This window comes from Variovorax sp. DAIF25, from assembly GCF_050711835.1.
GTDB lineage: Bacteria > Pseudomonadota > Gammaproteobacteria > Burkholderiales > Burkholderiaceae_C > Variovorax.
In genome coordinates this window covers 852,959-870,775 of sequence record NZ_CP136636.1, presented here as the reverse complement: position 1 = coordinate 870,775, position 17,817 = coordinate 852,959, and the positions used below count along the sequence as shown (strand labels likewise).

At 69.8% G+C, this 17,817-nt stretch carries 13 protein-coding genes; 4 read left to right on the top strand and 9 right to left on the bottom strand.

What is annotated here, in order from left to right; all coding sequences use genetic code 11:
- Positions 1 to 13 precede the first annotated feature (13 nt).
- A complete protein-coding gene (tssJ, locus tag R0232_RS04005; RefSeq protein WP_208508480.1) occupies positions 14 to 556 on the bottom strand; it encodes a type VI secretion system lipoprotein TssJ in 543 nt (180 codons plus the stop codon).
- A gap of 71 nt (positions 557 to 627) precedes the next feature.
- Between tssJ and tssA the strand changes: the two genes are divergently transcribed.
- From tssA to R0232_RS03985, 4 genes are all read left to right on the top strand, one after another.
- Entirely contained in the window at positions 628 to 1,659 is a 1,032-nt protein-coding gene (gene tssA / locus R0232_RS04000; RefSeq protein WP_431511300.1) for a type VI secretion system protein TssA, read from the top strand.
- 88 nt (positions 1,660 to 1,747) lie between these two features.
- A complete protein-coding gene (gene tssB / locus R0232_RS03995; RefSeq protein WP_093350860.1) occupies positions 1,748 to 2,266 on the top strand; it encodes a type VI secretion system contractile sheath small subunit in 519 nt (172 codons plus the stop codon).
- Positions 2,267 to 2,316: 50 nt separating this feature from the next.
- The gene (gene tssC, locus R0232_RS03990) at positions 2,317 to 3,810 is read left to right on the top strand and encodes a type VI secretion system contractile sheath large subunit (protein WP_093350857.1); all 1,494 of its coding nucleotides are present in this window, start codon (positions 2,317 to 2,319) and stop codon (positions 3,808 to 3,810) included.
- Between the two features lie 149 nt (positions 3,811 to 3,959).
- A complete protein-coding gene (locus R0232_RS03985; protein WP_203204145.1) occupies positions 3,960 to 4,439 on the top strand; it encodes an Hcp family type VI secretion system effector in 480 nt (159 codons plus the stop codon).
- A gap of 138 nt (positions 4,440 to 4,577) precedes the next feature.
- On the opposite strand, the gene R0232_RS03980 is transcribed toward R0232_RS03985, so the two are convergent.
- The 8 genes from R0232_RS03980 to tssH all read right to left on the bottom strand — a co-directional run bounded on the left by R0232_RS03980 (position 4,578) and on the right by tssH (position 17,810).
- Positions 4,578 to 5,393: a PP2C family protein-serine/threonine phosphatase gene (locus R0232_RS03980; RefSeq protein WP_296781249.1), complete on the bottom strand. Its 816-nt coding sequence runs from the start codon at positions 5,391 to 5,393 to the stop codon at positions 4,578 to 4,580.
- Positions 5,394 to 5,461: 68 nt separating this feature from the next.
- Complete coding sequence (gene tagH / locus R0232_RS03975) at positions 5,462 to 7,207, bottom strand: type VI secretion system-associated FHA domain protein TagH (RefSeq protein WP_431511299.1); 1,746 nt, start codon at positions 7,205 to 7,207, stop codon at positions 5,462 to 5,464.
- Between the two features lie 111 nt (positions 7,208 to 7,318).
- A complete protein-coding gene (locus R0232_RS03970) occupies positions 7,319 to 7,714 on the bottom strand; it encodes a DUF4150 domain-containing protein (RefSeq protein ID WP_208512552.1) in 396 nt (131 codons plus the stop codon).
- An 11-nt stretch (positions 7,715 to 7,725) separates the two neighbouring features.
- Complete coding sequence (locus tag R0232_RS03965) at positions 7,726 to 8,418, bottom strand: DUF3540 domain-containing protein (RefSeq protein WP_431511298.1); 693 nt, start codon at positions 8,416 to 8,418, stop codon at positions 7,726 to 7,728.
- Positions 8,419 to 8,455: 37 nt separating this feature from the next.
- Entirely contained in the window at positions 8,456 to 9,508 is a 1,053-nt protein-coding gene (locus R0232_RS03960; protein ID WP_431511297.1) for a pentapeptide repeat-containing protein, read from the bottom strand.
- Entirely contained in the window at positions 9,505 to 12,150 is a 2,646-nt protein-coding gene (locus tag R0232_RS03955) for a DUF2169 domain-containing protein (RefSeq protein WP_431511296.1), read from the bottom strand. The genes R0232_RS03960 and R0232_RS03955 overlap by 4 nt, the downstream gene beginning before the upstream one ends.
- A gap of 43 nt (positions 12,151 to 12,193) precedes the next feature.
- Entirely contained in the window at positions 12,194 to 15,061 is a 2,868-nt protein-coding gene (locus R0232_RS03950) for a type VI secretion system Vgr family protein (protein WP_431511295.1), read from the bottom strand.
- Positions 15,062 to 15,113: 52 nt separating this feature from the next.
- Positions 15,114 to 17,810, bottom strand: a complete 2,697-nt coding sequence (gene tssH, locus R0232_RS03945; protein WP_296781255.1) for a type VI secretion system ATPase TssH — start codon at positions 17,808 to 17,810, stop codon at positions 15,114 to 15,116.
- Positions 17,811 to 17,817 lie beyond the last annotated feature (7 nt).

The window sequence follows — 17,817 nt, the reverse complement described above, 5'->3', positions numbered from 1 at the left end:
CGCCGCGCGGCGCCTACTTCTCCTTGATCGGCTCCGCCTTCTGATCGATGCGGATCTGGCGCGCGCCGTAGGTCACGGTGATGGTGTTGATCTTGCCGACCTCGAGCGGCCGCACCTCGCGCCAGCGCGCGCGGTCGAGGTCGCGGAACGCGCCCATCACGCCGATCATCTTGGCGTCGGGCTGCAGCACGAAATCGAACTTGCGGCTCTCGCCGGGGCGCAGCAGCGTTTCCTCGCGCTGCACCAGCTCGGCGCCGAGCGTGGCCTGGTCCTTCTCGAACAGCGAGAAGAAGTCGGCGCTCTCGAAGGCGCCCGGCGTCTTGAGCACGTAGGCGCGCACCGTGAGCGGCGATGCGCGGCCGCGCGCGTCGGGATTGGCATCGGGGCCCGCCACCAGCGTCAGCGACACGGGCGTCTTCACTTCGGGGGGCGGCTTGCTCGCGCAGCCCGCGAGAAAGAGCGCCGCGGCAGCGAGGCCGAAGGCCGCCACGTGCCGGCGCGAAGCCGTGGCCGGAAGGCCTCCATAGGACGAATGGTGTGTACCGAGCGCTCGCATGCTATTCCCTTCGTTGCATTGACCGGTTGAGAGGCATCTTTGATTATCACCAGCCACATTCAACAGGCAACATGCTCACCAACGAACTCGCAGATGCACTGCTCACACCGATCGGCGACAGCGCGCCGAGCGGCACCGACCTCGAGTACGACGCGGACTTCACCGCGCTCGTGACCGCGTCGCAGGGCAAGCCCGAACAGCAGTTCGGCGACACCGTCATTCCCGCGGTGGAGCCGGACTGGCGCAGCGTGGCCGAGCAGTCCGACGCCATCCTGCGCCGCAGCAAGGACGTGCGCGCCGCGGTGCTGATGCTGCGTGCCGCCACCCGGTTGCAGGGCGTGCCCGGCTTCGTCGCCGGCCTGCGCCTTTTGACCGGATTGCTCGACCGCTTCTGGGACGGCATACATCCAACGCTCGATGCCGACGACGACAACGACCCGACGATGCGCCTGAACGCGCTCGCGCCGTTGAACGACGAGACCATGGTGCTGCGCGACCTCTACGACGCCCAGGTGGGCGCGGCGCCGGGCGTGGGCTCGATCCGCGTGCGCGACATCGCGGTGGTCCAGGGCACGCTCGCGGCGAACGGCGAGCCGCTCTACTCCGCGCCGCAGCTGCAGGCCGGCCTCGAGGCCCTGCAGGCCGCGCAGCCCGAGCGCATCGAGGCCGCGATCGGCGCGCCGGCCCTGATCGACCAGCTGCAGGCACTGCTGGTGGAGCGCACCGGCCGTTCCGACGCCATCGACCTGGGCGCGCTGCGCACCATCGCGCGCACCGTGCAGAAGGCCTGCAGCGCCGCGATCGGCGTGCCCGAGGAGGCCGGCGCGGCGGGCGCGGACGACGGCGGCGAGGCTGCCGCGGGCGGAGGCGGCGCGCGCCCCGCGGCCGCGCGCGGCGAGATCCAGACCCGCGAGGACGCGCTGAAGATGCTCGACCGCGTGATCCGCTTCCTCGAGACCACCGAGCCCGGCAATCCCGCGCCGCTTTTGATCGAGCGCGCCAAGAAGCTGATCGGCGTGAGCTTCCTCGAGATCATGGCCAACCTCGCGCCGAACGCGCTCGACACGATCGAGAACGTGACCGGTCGCCGCGCCTCGGACTGAGGCCCTTCCGCCGCCTCTTCCCCTCGTCCCCTCCCCTTTCCATCCCTGGATCGACCCACCCCGTTTCACCCCCGCAAGGAGCATCGCCATGGCCAAGAGCAGTCAGAAATTCATCGCCCGCAACCGGGCGCCCCGGGTGCAGATCGAATACGACGTCGAACTCTACGGCGCCGAGAAGAAGATCCAGCTGCCCTTCGTGATGGGCGTGCTGGCCGACCTGTCGGGCAAGCCCGCCGACCCGCTGGCACCCGTGACCGACCGCAAGTTCCTCGAGTTCGACGTCGACAACTTCGACTCGCGCATGAAGGCCATGAAGCCGCGCGCGGCCTTTGCGGTCGAGAACTCGCTGACCGGCGAGGGCGAGCTCAAGGTCGAGCTGACCTTCGAGAACATGGAGGACTTCTCGCCCGCCGCCGTGGCGCGCAAGGTCGGCGCGCTCAACAAGCTGCTCGAGGCGCGCACCCAGCTGTCGAACCTCGTCACCTACATGGACGGCAAGAACGGCGCCGAGGAACTGCTGGCCAAGGTGCTCGAGGACCCGGCGCTGCTGCAGTCGCTGGCCGCGACCAAGAAGCCCGAGGACGGCACCACCCCGCCGGCCGCCTGATCACTGTCCCATTCCGACTTCCACATCCGGTTCACGAGGAGTAACCCACCATGGCCGAAGCACTCGAACAGAGCGCGTTGAAAGACGTCGCGTACGCGGGCAGCGACTTTTCGTCGCTGCTGCAGAAGGAATTCAAGCCGCGCAGCGACGAAGCCAAGAGCGCGGTCGAAGCCGCCGTGCTCACGCTGGCCCAGCAGGCGCTGGCCAACAGCGAGGTCATCGGCAAGGACGTCACGAAGTCGATCCAGTCGATGATCGCGGCGATCGACGCCAAGCTCACCGAGCAGGTCAACCGGATCATCCACCACCCCGACTACCAGAAGCTCGAGAGTGCGTGGCGCGGCCTGCACTACATGGTGAACAACACCGAGACCGACGAGAACCTGAAGATCCGGGTGATGGACATCTCGAAGCAGGAGCTCGCCAAGAACCTCAAGAAGTTCAAGGGCGCGGCCTGGGACCAGAGCCCGATGTTCAAGAAGATCTACGAGCAGGAGTACGGCCAGTTCGGTGGCGAGCCCTTCGGCGCCATCGTCGGCGACTACCACTTCGACCAGAGCCCGCCCGACGTCGAGCTGCTCGGCGAGATGGCCAAGATCGCCGCCTCGGCCCACGCTCCCTTCATCACCGGCGCGAGCCCGAACCTGATGCAGATGGAATCGTGGCAGGAGCTCGCCAACCCGCGCGACCTGACCAAGATCTTCCTCACGCCCGAGTACGCCGGCTGGCGCTCGCTGCGCGAGTCGGACGACGCGAAGTACCTGGGCCTGTGCATGCCGCGCTTCCTGGCGCGCACGCCCTACGGCGCCAACACCAACCCGGTGGAGGAGTTCGACTTCGAGGAGGACACCGCCGGCGCCGACCACAGCAAGTACGCCTGGGCCAATGCCGCCTATGCGATGGCCACCAACATCAACCGCTCGTACAAGCTCTACGGCTGGGGTTCGCGCATCCGCGGCATCGAGTCGGGCGGCGCGGTCGAGAACCTGCCGCTGCACACCTTCCCGAGCGACGACGGCGGCGTGGACCAGAAGTGCCCGACCGAGATCGCGATCAGCGACCGGCGCGAGGCCGAGCTCTCGAAGGCCGGCCTGCTGTCGCTGATCCACCGCAAGAACTCCGACTTCGCGGCCTTCATCGGCGCCCAGTCGCTGCACAAGCCGGCCGAGTACGACGATCCCGACGCCACCGCCAACGCCAACCTGGCCGCGCGCCTGCCCTACCTGTTCGCCTGCAACCGCTTCGCGCATTACCTCAAGTGCATCGTGCGCGACAAGGTCGGCTCGTTCAAGGAACGCGACGAGATGCAGCGCTGGCTCAACAAATGGATCATGAACTACGTGGACGGCGACCCGGCGAACTCGTCCGAAGTCACCAAGGCCCAGAAGCCGCTGGCCGCGGCCGAGGTGGTGGTCGAGGAGGTGGAGGGCAATCCCGGCTACTACTCCTCCAAGTTCTTCCTGCGCCCGCACTACCAGCTCGAGGGCCTGACGGTCTCGCTGCGCCTGGTCTCCAAGCTGCCGTCCGCCAAGGGCGCGGCATAGGCCATCGGGTGGGTTTGAAATCCCGCCCGCTTCTTCGTTCTGAGATCACTACCGGCCGAAGCCCCACCCGCAGCGGCCGGTAGCCCCAAAAAAACTTTCTCTTTCGTCAACCATCGCCCGCGCATCGCAGGCATCACAGGAGTAGCAAGATGGCATCCGATTTCCACATCAAGTTCGACGGCGTCACCGGCGAGGCCACCCACAAGGATCACAAGGACGAGATCGAGATCCTGTCGTGGTCGTGGGACGTGGCGAACACCTCCGGCGCGGCATCGGGCGGCGGCTCGGGCAAGGGCAAGGCGCAGCCCGGCTTCTTCACCTTCGTGCACATCTTCGACAAGGCCTCGCCCGTGCTGGCCAAGAACTGCGTCAGCGGCAAGCACTTCAAGGACGCGGTCCTGACCTGCCGCAAGTCCGGCGACGGCCAGGGCGAGTACCTCAAGGTCACGATGAAGGAAGTCTTCATCTCGAACGTGGCCCCGGCCGGTTCGCAAGGCGGCGACGTGCTCGAGAACGTGGTCGTGACCTACAAGGACATCGAGTTCGCCTACAAGGCCCAGAACGACAAGGGCGCCACCACCGGCGACGTCAAGTTCGGCTGGAACGTGGCCACCACCGAGACCCGCTGAGATCCCCCGGGACTTCGCCGCGCGAGCGCGGCAAGCTCCACGCCATTCGGCCCGCGTCCTCTGCTCGAGGGCATCGCGGGCCGTTTCTCTTTGCGAGGAAGAAAGAAAAAGGACGGCGGCGCGCCGCCGCCCGTTCCGTCAACCGAGGACGGTGTCGTCGGGATCGCGCGGCTCGGGCTGCGCCTCGACCGGTAGCAGCCGCGTCTCGTCCTCGGCGGCGTCGATCACCCACAGCGTGAGCGCCGTGTAGTTGTCGTGGCCCGGCTTCGCGCGCGCGACGATCTGCGCCTCGATCTGCTCGACCCACTGGCTGGGCGTGCGCGAGGCATGCAGGGTCTCGACCAGGCATTCGTCGCCCAGCGGCTCCCACACGCCGTCGCTGCACAGCAGCAGCACGTCGCCCGGCAAGAGCCGCATGCGGTCCGACACCGCGATGTCCGGTTCTTCCTCGAGCGAGCCCAGCGCCGACAGCAGCATGTTGCGCTGCGGATGCAGGCGCGCGCCCTCCTCGTCGAGCATGCCACCGGCCACCATCTGCTGCACCAGGCTGTGGTCGGTGGTGCGCGCGACGATCGCGCCGCCACGGAACAGGTAGGCCCGGCTGTCGCCGCTGTGCACCCAGGCCAGCGCATGGACCTCGAGGTCGATGGCCGCGAACACCACCGTGGAGCGCATGCCCGCCAGCGTGCCGCCCTCGGCCTGGCGCGTCACCACGTCGCGGTTGGCCTGCTCGATCAGGCCGCGCAGCACGCCCGCGTCGAGGCTGGGGCCGGCCGAGAACGCGCCCAGCACGCTCGCGCGCACCGTGGCCGCCGCCACGTCGCCGCCGCCATGGCCGCCGGCGCCGTCGGCCACCAGGCAGGCGACATGGCGCTCGTCGTGCCAATGGCCGTGAACGTCTTCGTTGTAGCTGCGGCCGCCCTGGCGGGACAGCGTGACGATTTCGATTTCCAAGCGGGGCTCCTCGCGTCGGTCGTGCGTGTCGTGGGTTCTTGTTCTGCGGTGCAGCGGTCGCGCGCGCCTCAGTCGTCGGATTTCAGGCGCGCCATCTGCGCCTCGTAGGCCTCGAGGAAGGCCTTGCCGAACAGGTTGTGGAAGTCGTCCTCGGCCTCCGTCGCGATGCCGCCGTACAGCGCCACGAACTGGTCCCACAGCTTGGCCTTGCGGTTGGCCGCGAACAGCGCGTCGAGCGCCGACTTCGAACTGATCTTCTTCTCGAGCTCCTCGGGCTCGAAGCGCGCGATGACGTGCGCCAGCGCCGCGCGCAGGCCGACCATCACGCCGAACTGGTGCGCGCGCAGGTCGTTGAAGGCATCGCGCATCGCGGCCTCGGCCGGCATGAAGCCGCGCACGCCCGGCCCCAGCAGGTGCGCCAGCGCGACCTCGACCGTGGGCGAGAACTTCAGCGGGTTGTTGGCCTGGGCCGCGATCATCGTGACCTCGGCGCGCACCTCGCGCTTGAACTCCTGGCGCGTGAGCAGCAGCTGCAGCGTGCCTTCGGTGGCGCTGCGCAGCATCGAGCCGATGCGCTCCATCAGGCCCGGCGTGAGCATCTCCGGCGGCTGGTGCGTGCCGCCGAGGCCGCGCAGGAAGGCGGCCAGCAGCTCGTCGTCGCTCGCGATGCGCTCGACGGGCGCGGCGGCGACGGGCGCGGGCGCGCGCGGCGCGGGTGCCGGCGGCGGCGCGGACAGCGGCGGCAGGGGGCGGCCCGCGGTGTCGGGGCCGCTGATGCGGATCGGCAGGCCCGTCATGTCGTCGAAGGCGGGCAGCTCGGGCAGCGGCGCGGCGCGTGGCGCGGGGATGGGTGCCGCGACGGGCGCGGGCGGCGGCGGCACCGCGGCCGGTGGCGGCGGCGTGATCGCCTTCGGCGGCGTGAAGCCGAACTGCTCGATCGGCAGGTGGTCGGAACGCGCCATCGGCGTGGCCGGCGCGGCGCGCTGCAGCGCGGCCAGCGGATCGGCATCGTTCGCGGTGTTGGGCTGCAGCAGCGGATCGGCCAGCGGCGACAGCGCGAGCGGATCGCCGCCGATGCCGCCGCCACCGGCCGCGCCGCCGAACAGCTCGTCGATGCCCGCGGCCTTGCCGTGCGCGGGCGGCGCGCCGAGGTCGGAGAAGTCGTCGAGCGCACCGAGCCCGCCGGCCGGTGCCGAGGCCGGGTCGGGGCCGAGCAGGTTGGCGAAGGGATCGATCTGCGCGGCCTGCGCATTGCGCGAGCCGGTGGCCATGGGGTCGGGGAACAGCAGCGAGTCGGCCGCCGCCGGCGATGAGGATGACGATTGTTGGGACGATCGGCCCGGCGCGGGCGCGGGCGCAGCCGGCGGCGCGAGGCCCGCGAGCAGGTCGGCGAAGGGATCGTCGCTGGTCGCGGTGGCCGATGCCGGCGCCGCGCCCGAGAGGCCCATGATGGTTTCGGGGATCGCGAACGGTGCGGCGGCCGGTGCCGGTGCGGGCGCGGCGGCCTGCGCGCGCACCACGAGTTCGAAGCTGCCGACCACCAGGCGCGCGCCATCGGTCAGCGCCGCTTCCTTGCCCGAGCCCAGCGACACGCCGTTGCACTGCATCGGGTTGCTGCCGCGGTCGATGGCGAAGTACTGGCCGTCGCGGCACAGCACCTGGGCATGCACGCGCGAGACGGTGCGGTCGGGATCGTCGAGGACCAGCGTGTTGGTGTCGGCGCGGCCGATGGTGCCGCCCTCGGGGCCGAAATTCGCCGACAAGGACGGCCCCGCCGGGACGCCTTGGCGGGTGACAACAGTGATTTGGATCATGAACCGGCCCCCAGGGCGACGCCCCTACAGCTGTGCGCGAGCTTGCGACGAAACTCGGAAGGAGTATTTATTCCGGGGGACGGCTTGGCAATCTCGCCGGAAGATGTATGCCTAGGGCGACAGCAGCAGCACCAGCGCCTGGCTCGGCACGATGCGCGCGCCCGGACAGTTGGTGCTGTTCTGCAGCGACATGCTGGTCAGCCGCGTGGCCGGCATGCCGTTGAGCAGCACGGTGAACGCGCCGGTCACGTGGCGCGCCGGCCCCATGACCGTGCCCGAGGCCACGCCCATGTTCAGGCCGGAGTTGTCGCCGTTGGTCATGGGGATGGTGGTCCCGAGGTTGTGCGCCGGCACGCACATGAAGAGGATCGTCGGACAGTTCGGGATGGCCATCGGCCCCATCGCGATGTTCGGGTACGGAATGGGCACCGGCCCGGCCGGCGTCGGCGTGAGGCACACGTCGGGAAACCCCATGTCGGTGCCCATCATCTGGCAGTTGGCGAACATCGTGGTGCCTCCTAGCCGAAGTGGATCTGCGCGCCGCGCGCCTTGACCAGCCGCTCGCCCTCGATCAGCGCATGCTCGCTGTGCACCTGCAGCAGTTGCCGGGCCTGCAGCTCCATGTGCTCGGCCTGGGTGCGATCGAGCCCCTCGGTGCTGCGCGTGTACTGCTTGCTGCGGTGCTGCACGCGGTCGAACAGGGTGGCCAGCGTGGCGCCGATCGCCTTGAAGGCCCCGCCGACGAGGTTCAGGCGCTCGCCCACCGCGTCGGCCTGCTCGCAGCTCAGGCGCACCTGCGGCGCGGCGAACTGCAGCAGCTCCCCGGCCTTGGCGCTGACAGTGGGCGCGCTCAGTTCGAGGCGGCCCCGTCCCTGCAGCACCAGGTCCTGCGCGCCGCTGCGTTCGAGCACCGACATCACCCACCATTGCCGCTGCTCGTCGAGCAGCGCAGCAACGGTGTCGCCCGCCTGCAGCGCCACCAGGCAACTGAAGGCCTGGCGCGCGTCGACCTCCTGCGCACCGGCACCGATCCGCAGCCGCAATCCCCGCGCCGGCAGCTCCAGCACGGTGGCACGGTGCCAGCCGGCCTGCGCGGGCGGCGCCTGCGGGGCGATGGCGGGCGCGGGCGACGGGCGCACGGCCCGCTTCGCCGACGAACGTGGTGCCGCGGCATGGCGGGTGTCGGGACGGCTGCTGAGAGTGGCGGTCATGGGTGTCTCGTGAAGAAGATGGCGTTCGCGCACCGCCTCAGGCGGCGGCCCATTGCTCGGCGCGCGCGAGTTCGGGATCGGTGCCCAGAGCCCGGCTCCGGTCGGTGGCCTGGATGTCCTGCAGCTGCGCGCGATGGAAGACGGCGCGGAAGAGTTCCGCGTCGCGCAGGTCGGCACCTTCGAGATCGGCGTGCCGGAAGTCGGCGTAGGTGCAGTCGGCGCCGGCGAACACCGCGCGCGCCAGCTTTGCCTGCGCGAAGTGGCACTGGTGCAGCTGGGCGGCACCGAAGTGCGCGCCCGGCAGCTCGGCCTCGGTGAACAGCGCCTGGCGCAGCTGCGCCTGGGTGAAGCGCACGTTCTCGCCCTTGGCGCCGCAGAAGATGGCGTGCGGCGCCTGGGCATGGCCGAAGTCGCAGCCGTTCAGGGTGCTGCCCTGGAAGTTGCATTGCGACAGCCGTGCGCGCGCGAAGCTGCTGCCGCTGAGGTCGGCATCGGAGAACTGGCAGGACTCGTAGCTGCCGCCGTCGAAGCGCATGTTCTGCAGGCTCAACTTCGAGAACACCACGCGGGTCATCGGCGCGCCGGCCCAGGTCATGCGCTGGAGGTCGCAGCCGATCACCACCGTGTGCACCCAGCGCGAGTCGTCGGCGTTGACGTCGACCAGCTTCGACTGCGAGAACACGGCCGACTCCAGGTTCGCGCCCCGCATGCCGGCATGCTCGAGCGTGCAGCCATGGATCCTGGCCATGGCCATCGTCGCCTCGCCGAACTGCGCGTGCGTGAGGTCGCACTCGTTGAAGGTGGTGGTGTGCAGGTTCGCGCCGCGGAAATCCGCATGGTCGAGCTTGCAGCGGTTGAACGTCGCATGGCGCAGATTGGCGCCGGCGAACAGCGTGCCGCCCATCGCGCACTGATCGAACACGGCCTCGCGCGCGTCGGCCTCGCGCAGGTCGGCGCCGCCCCAGCGGCATTGCGTGAAGATGCCACCGCCCAGGAAGCTCCGGGCATAGTGGCCGCCGCTGAAATCCTGGCCCTCGAAAGCCTCGCCCAGGCCGGCACCCAGCGACAGGAGTTCGGCACTGACCTTCATGCGGCCCCCCCGGCGCGGTCCGCGGCCTCGCGCGCCGCGGCTGCCGCCTGCTGCGCGGCGCTCAGGCGCGGCCAGGTGCGGCTGCGCGTCAGCAGCGCGCCGTCGAACTGGGTGTCGCCGCTCAGCGCGACGCGCGTGAGGTCGCTGCCGAAGAGGTTGGCGCGCCGGAAGTCGGCACCGATCAGGTTGGCGTGGCTCAGGATGGCATCGTGGAAGTTCACGCCGGCCAGCCGCGCGCGGCCGAGCCGCGTCTTGCGCAGCAGCGCGCCCTTGGCCGATGCCAGCCGCAGGTCGGCATCCCGCAGGTCGGCCATGCCGAGGTTCGCGCCGTCGAGCAGCGCCTTGGGCGCGCGCAGGCCGATGGCGCTGCATTCGCCGAGGTTCGCGTTCGACAGGTCGGCACCGCCGGCATCGACGCCGTCGAGCACGGTGTTCTTCGCGAACACCACGCCCTTGGCACGCGCGCCCACCATGCGCGCGCCCTGGAGCTGGCAGGTCAGGAAGACGGTCGACTGCAGCAGCGCGCCCGACAGGTCGACCCCGCGCAGATCGCATTCGATGAAGTTGGCACCGCTGAGATCGGCCTCGCGCAGGTCCAGGCCCTGCAGCGCGAGCTTGTAGAAGACATTGCCGGCGAGCTGCGCGCCGCTCCAGTCGGCCACGCCCCAGAGGGTCTCGAGCAGGTTCGCGCCGCCGAGCCGGGCGCGCCGCATCTGCGTCTTCGCGAGCGGCGTCTGCATCAGCATGGCGCCGGTCAGGTCCGCGCGGTCGAAGACCGCGTCCTCCAGCCTGGCGCGACCCAGGTTGGCGCCGCGGAAGTCGGCCTCGATCGCCATGCAGCCGCGCATGTCGGCATGCGCGAGCACCGCGCCGGTGAAGGTGCAGGCCGACACGTTGGCCTGCCGCAGGTTGGCGCTCTCGAGCCAGGCCCCCGAGAAATCGACCCCGTGCAGGTCGAGGCCCGACAGGTCGACACCGGTGAGGTCGATCCACGGCAGCGTGCGATGCCCCTGCTCGAGCAGCCACTGCACCTCGCGCCTGCGTGCGGCGCCCGCCTCGCCCCGCAGCGCGTACGCCGGCGGTTGCAGGTGCGCCGACTGCAGGTAGCCCAGGCGCTCGGCGCCCTCGCGGTCGCGCAGTTTCTCGAGCAGCGAGGCCTCGGGCATCGGCAGCTTGTCGAACATGGCCTTGAGTTCGGCCAGGTGCTTCGCGGCGGTGTAGTCCGGCGGGCCGCGGTGGGCCAGTTCGGCCATGCGCCGGGTCTCGCCCTCGCTCATGGCCAGCAGCCGCTCGAGCTGCTCCAGCAGGTCCTGCGCCACCGCCACCTGCTGGATCTCGGCCTCCTTCTGGCTGGCCTTGATGTACGCGGGAAGCTCGGCCAGCGTCGGCGGCTTCTCGCGCACCGGCGGCTTCAGGCCCAGGGCATCGGGGTCCTTGCCGAGCGCCGCGACCTTCTCGCGCGCGAGCGCCACGTCGATCTCGGCGCGGCGGAACTGCGCATCGCCCTGCAGGCCGTCCATCCGGTAGATCTCGGCGCTCTTCTCGAACTCGGGGTCGGTGGTGTCGATGCCCGCGGCCACCAGGTCGGCATCGTCGAGGCTGTCGATGCCGCCATGCACCGGGTCGAGCCGCCGCGCCAGCACGTCGGCATAGTGGGCGTCCTCGCGCGGCTCGCCGACGCGCTCGACGGCCGTCATCAGGTGGTCGATGTCGCTGCCGTCGTACTCGGCCACCTCGGCCAGGCCGTGCCAGACCAGCAGCATGCGCTCGACCTCGGGGAAGAACCACACCGTGGTCAGACGCATCGGCACTTCCTTGAGCTTGTGGGTCTCGCCGCCCTGCGCCGCCTGCTCGGGCGGCAACCTGTAGTTGGCGAACACCCGCGCCCGCAGGCCCGGCAGCTGGCCCTGCAGCAGCGGCTTGTCGGGATGCAGGTTCTCGAGCGCGAAGGGCTCGTCGCCGCGCAGCGGCGCATCGAGCCACTGGTCGCGCGGCGCCATGTTGAAGTGGCGCCAGTCCACGTCGGGAGGGAAGCCCGGCGCATGCTGCTTGAGATAGTTCTCGTCGTAGGTGCCGCGCAGCGCCGCGCGCTGCGGATGCATCACGTCGAGCGCGCCGAAACCGGCGGGCTGCACCACGTCGCCCGGCGCGGTGATGCGCGATTGCGGCAGCTCCAGCGACGGCAGCCAGTGCACGCCGTCGACGGCAGCCGCGCCGCCGCCCTGCGGGTTCTCGGCCACCGCCGGGCCGCCCCAGGCATTGGCCCAGTCCAGCGCCACCGGCCGGTAGACCTCGGACTGCACCACGCGCGCACCGTCCCAGTAGCGCGGCGAGAACGCCATCACCGCCTTGGCCACGGGGCCCAGGCGCACGCGCGCCACCGCGCCGCGCGAGCCGGGCTCGCGTGCATGCACGCGGCCCACCACGAGGAACTCGGCGGTGAGCTTGGCCACGCCCTCGTCGACCAGCGGCACGGCCATCTGCTTCGCGATGCAGTTCCACATCGACTGCTCGCGCAGCAACCCGCCGCCTTCCGGCGACAGCGGCACGAACAGCATCGTGCTGATGCACAGGCCGGCCTTCGAGCGGTACTCGATGGGCCGGAAGCTCAGCGCGGCGACGTGGGGTTTGTGGATGTACATCGGGAAGCAGGCCGGCCCTGCCGGCAAGGGTGGACGGGCCCCGTCATGGCGCGGGCGGGATGGGCGCAACGGGCAGGTCGCGGCTGGCGGGCGGGGCGGGTGGCGCCACCGGCATCTCGGGGGGCGGGCTTCCGGGCGCCGGGCGGGTGGCGGCCACGGCATTCTCGGGATTGGCGGTCGGGCCGTCGCCCGTGTACTGCGCGGCATCGTCGGCCGGTGCCGAATGCAGGCGCATGTTGTCGGGGTTGTACCAACCCTTCTCCCGGCGCGCATCGGCGATCTTCATGGCCGCCTCCAGGCGCTTCGCCATGGAATGCAGCCCGAGCTTGTCGGCCTGCGAGGCGGCCTCCTCGAGGGCCTTCGCCGCGTCCTTGTACTGCGTGTTGGTCGCCGAGATGTCGGCATAGGCGGCCACGGCCGAATAGGCGATCGCGCCGATCGCGGCCCCGATGGACGCACCCAGCGCCGCAGCGCCGCCCGAGGTCGCACCCGGCGCGCCCGGCATGATGACCTTGATCCCGTCCTGTTCCATGTCGATGCCGGCCTGGCTCAGGTCGAAGCCCGAGAAGCCGAGCTTGAGCGCCGCCGCGGCCTCCATCTGCACCGCGAGACAGGACGACATGCTCAGGCCCATCATGGTGTCGATCGACAGCCCCATGAAGGTGGAGCGCGCCATGCCCATGTTGGCCTCGCTGTTCACGCCGATGTAGCCGCTGGAGTTCGCTCCCATCACCGTGGTGTTCGAGCCGTTCGACGTCGCGTTGATGTTGCCGACGGCGAGCAGCTCCAGGTTCGAGTTCGAGACCGCCTTGATCGCGTTGGCGAAGATGCTGTGCGAGCCGACCGAGGCATCGATGCGGTCGGCGTTGGTGGTCATCTTCATCTCGGCGATCGAGCCCACCGCGATGTTCGCGCCCGAGGTCAGCGCCACCGCGCCCACCGAATTGACCGTCACCGACGCCGAGGTCTGCGAGAACGCGCCCACGCTGGTGAGGGTGTAGGTGTTGTTCGTGTGCGAGGTCACCGGCCCGTTGACCACGGTGTCCTGCTTGCCCTTCGTGCCGACGCTCTGGTTGCCCAGCGTGGTGGTGAAGGTGTCGGCGTCGAACTTGTTGGTCTGCGTCAGAACCACGTGGTTCATCTGCGTCTTCATGACCGTGTGCTCTTCCTTGCCCTTGACCATGATGGTCCGGTGGCGGTCGACCGTCAGCGACTGGTCGTTCATGACGTGGGTGGAGTCGTCGTTCTCCACCGTCGTCGCCATGTTCCGCTCGGCATGGATGTTGACGAGCTCGGCCCCCTTCTTGTCCTCGAACATGATCTCGTTGTAGTTCGAGGGCCCACCGCCGGGCGTGGAGCGGGTCTTGAAGCCGCTCTGCGTGGCCGACTTGTACGGGATCTGCTGGTCGTCGTTGTAGACGCGGCCGGTGACGATCGGCCGGTCGGGATCGCCGTTCATGAACTCGACGATCACCTCCTGGTTGATGCGCGGCGCGAAGTAGCCGCCCCAGTTCTTGCCGGCCCAGGGCTGCGAGACGCGGATCCAGCAGGTCGAGCGATCGTCCTGGAAATCCTTGCGATCCCAGTGGAAGTGCACCTTGACGCGACCCATGGGGTCGACGTCGTGCTCCTTGCCCTTGCCGCCCACCACGATGGCGCTCTGCGGGCCCGGCATGGTCACGCGCGGCGTGAGCCGCGGCGGCCGGAAGATGTGGTTGGCGGGCAGCGAGGTGATCAGGAAGGCGCTGGTGCCGCGCACGCCCTCGCGCAAGGTGGGCGTGGTGTCGATCAGCTCGAGCAGGGCATCGGTGCAGCCGGCATTGACCGCGTCGTCGCGCAGCGCCTCGCGCAGCAGCTCCGCGGTCGGCCGCGGCGCGACGAAGGTGCCCATGCCTTCGTAGCCCGGATGGGTGGCGACGAAGACGCAGCCGCCGATCAGGTAGTCGCCGTCGCGCGTGCCGTCCGGATCGCCCTTGAAGGTGAAGGTGTGGCCGACCGCCACGTCGGGCCAGCGCGTGACGGCCCAGTGCAGCGTCTGGCGTGCCGGCAGCTCGCCCGCGCGGACCTCGAGCACGACATCGGATTGCTCCGGCGTGAAATAGCCGCCCGGATACTCGAACACCTCCAGGTCCGCCAGCTCGTGCGCGGGAACCATCTCGCCGTGCCCGCTCAGCAGCGTGTTGATCGCCTTGTAGTTCACGTCGCGCGACTCGTACTTGCCCGAGCGCAGCTGGCGCGCGCTGACCCAGCGCTCGATCTCGTTGAAGCGCGCCTCGCTCGCGCCGTCGCCGGCGTAGTTCAGCACCGCGGCGGCCGGCAGCGGCCCGTGCGCCATGCCGGTGGAATCGGCCAGGTGCATCACGCCCGGCGAGTCGAAGGAATCGAACCAGTAGTAGACGCCCTCGTCCTCGAGGATGCGCGACAGGAAGTTGTAGTCGCTCTCCTGGAACTGCACGCAGTAGCGGCGCGCCTCGTGCACGCCGATCACGCCCGCGGGCTCGGTCTTCGCGTGGGCCTTGATGGGGCTGTCGGTCAGCACGGCATCGAGCACGTCGAGCACCGGCTTGTCCTGCAGGATGCACGAGTTGATGCGCTTGGTCAGCAGGCCGAACCACGAGCGCAGGCTGATGCGGTATTCGAAGAAGCGCCCGACCTGTCCGCCGCGCACCACGCGCACCGCATGGCCGCGCGCATGCCGCTCGTGCTTCTGGTCGTCGGCGTCCGCGAAGCCGATCACCACGTCGAAGGCGTGGCCGAGGATCTGGCGCGGATCGATGGTCCGGTCCTGCGACAGCACGGTGAGCTCGTAGGACGACGGGCGCGACAGCCCCTCGTGGCCCACGATGCGCCAGAACATCAGGTCCTTGTTGACGGGTGATTCGCTGTCGATGCGGAACTCGTGCTCGGCCATCTTGCTGTCTTTCTGGTTGGGAGCGCCTCAGCGTGCCGGCCGCGGCGCCATGTCAATCGAAGGCGTAGGTGAAGTCGGCGTCCTTGACGTCGAGCGCGACGCGGCGGATCTCGCCGCCGGCGGCCAGGCGCTGCAGGTACTCGACCGAGATCGTGGGCAGCACGGTGTTGGTCAGGATGGCGTCGATCACGCGCCCGCCCGATTCCGGGTCCTGGCAGCGCGCGACCACCTGGTCGACCACCGCGTCGCTGTACTCGAAGGGCACGCCGTGGTTGGTCTCGACGCGCTTCTTGATGCGGCCCAGCTGCAGCCGCACGATCTTCTTCATCATCTCGGGCGACAGCGGGTAGTAGGGAATGGTCACGATGCGGCCCAGCAGCGCGGGCGGGAACACCTTCATCAGCGGTGCCTTCAGCGCATCGGCCAGCGCATTCGGGTCGGGCAGCAGCTCGGGGTCGCGGCACATGCTCATGACCAGCTCGCTGCCGGCGTTGGTGGTCAGCAGGATGATCGTGTTCTTGAAATCGATCATGCGGCCCTCGCCGTCCTCCATCCAGCCCTTGTCGAAGACCTGGAAGAAGATCTCGTGCACGTCGGGATGGGCCTTCTCGACCTCGTCGAGCAGCACCACGCTGTAGGGCCGGCGGCGCACGGCCTCGGTCAGGATGCCGCCCTCGCCGTAGCCCACGTAGCCCGGGGGCGCGCCCTTGAGCGTGGAGACGGTGTGCGCCTCCTGGAACTCGCTCATGTTGATGGTGATGATGTTCTGCTCGCCGCCATACAGCGCCTCGGCCAGCGCGAGCGCGGTCTCGGTCTTGCCGACGCCCGAGGTGCCGCACAGCATGAACACGCCGATCGGCTTCTGCGGGTTGTCCAGCCGCGCGCGCGAGGTCTGGATGCGGCGCGCGATCATCTCGAGGCCGTGCTTCTGGCCGATCACGCGCTGGTTCAGCGTGTCGGCGAGCTTGAGCACCGCCTCGACCTCGTTCTTGACCATGCGCCCGACCGGGATGCCGGTCCAGTCGGCGACCACCGAGGCCACGGCCTGTTCGTCGACCGAGGGCAGGATCAGCGGCGACTCGCCCTGCACCGCGTGGATCTTCGCCTGCAGCTCGTGCAGCTCGGCCAGCAGCGCGGCGCGGTCGGGCGCGGCCTCGGCGGGCGCGGCCTCACCGGCGGCCGCCGCATCCACCGGCTTGTTCCCCGTGCGCAGCTTCGCGCGCAGTTCCAGCAGCCGGTCGACCAGGCCCTTCTCTTCCTGCCAGCGTGCATTGAGCACCTCGAGCTGCGCCTTCGACTCGGCCAGCAGCGCCGACACCTGCGCCGCGCGCTTGGTGACGTCGATGCCGATCGCCTCCTCGCGGCCGATGATCTCCTGCTCGACCGTCAGGCCCTCGATGCGGCGCATGCAGTCCTCGACCTCGGGCGGCGTCGCATGCTGGCTCACGGCCACGCGCGCGCAGGCGGTGTCGAGCAGGCTCACGGCCTTGTCGGGCAGCTGGCGCGCGGGAATGTAGCGGTGCGACAGCTTCACGGCGGCCTCGATGGCCTCGTCGAGCAGCTGCACGCGGTGGTGCTTCTCGAGCACGCTGGCCACGCCGCGCAGCATCAGGATGGCCTTGGTCTCGTCGGGCTCGGGCACCTGCACGACCTGGAAGCGCCGGGTCAGCGCCGGGTCCTTCTCGATGTACTTCTTGTACTCGGCCCAGGTGGTGGCGCCGATGGTGCGCAGGTTGCCGCGCGCCAGCGCGGGCTTCAGCAGGTTGGCCGCGTCGCCGGTGCCGGCCGCGCCGCCCGCGCCCACCAGGGTGTGGATCTCGTCGATGAACAGGATGATCGGCGTGGGCGAGCTCTGCACCTCGTCGATCACCTGGCGCAGGCGCTGCTCGAACTCGCCCTTCATGCTCGCGCCGGCCTGCAGCAGGCCGATGTCGAGCGTGAGCAGCTTCACGTCCTTGAGCTGCGGCGGCACGTCGCCGCGCGCCAGGCGCTGCGCGAAGCCCTCGACCACGGCGGTCTTGCCGACGCCGGCCTCGCCGGTCAGCAGCGGGTTGTTCTGGCGCCGGCGCATCAGGATGTCGACGATCTGGCGGATCTCCTCGTCGCGGCCCGTCACCGGGTCCATCTCGCCCTTCTTCGCCTTCTCGGTCAGGTCGACCGCGAACTTCTTGAGCGCATCGCCCTTGCCCATGGCGGCCGGCGCCATCGCGCCCGCGTCCTCGCCGGGCGCGCCGCTGCCCATGCCGGTGCCGTCCTGCGCGCGCATCTGGGCCTCGGGCGAGGCATCGCAGATCTTCACGAAGTTCTCGGCCAGGTCCTCGACCTTGACCTTCTCGAACTGCTTCGACAGGCCGAACAGCGGGTTGCGCAGGCTCTGCGTCTTGAGCATGCCCACCAGCAGGTAGCCGGTGCGCACCTGCGCCTCGCCGAACTGCAGGGTGGCGTAGGTCCAGGCGCGCTCGATCGCGTTCTCGATGTGCGGCGAGAAGTCGCTGATGGCGGTGGCGCCGCGCGGCAGGCGGTCGAGCGCGGCCGTCATGTCCTTGGCGATCACCGAGACGTCGAGGCCGTAGTGCTGGATCACGCGGTGCAGGTCGGAGTCCTGCGCCTGCAGCAGCTGCGCGAACCAGTGCTCGAGCTCGACGTACGGGTTGCCGCGCATCTTGCAGAAGACGGTCGCGCCTTCGATGGCCTTGTAGGCCAGCGAATTGAGTTTCCCGAACAGGGCGGTGCGGCTGATTTCACTCATGGAGGAC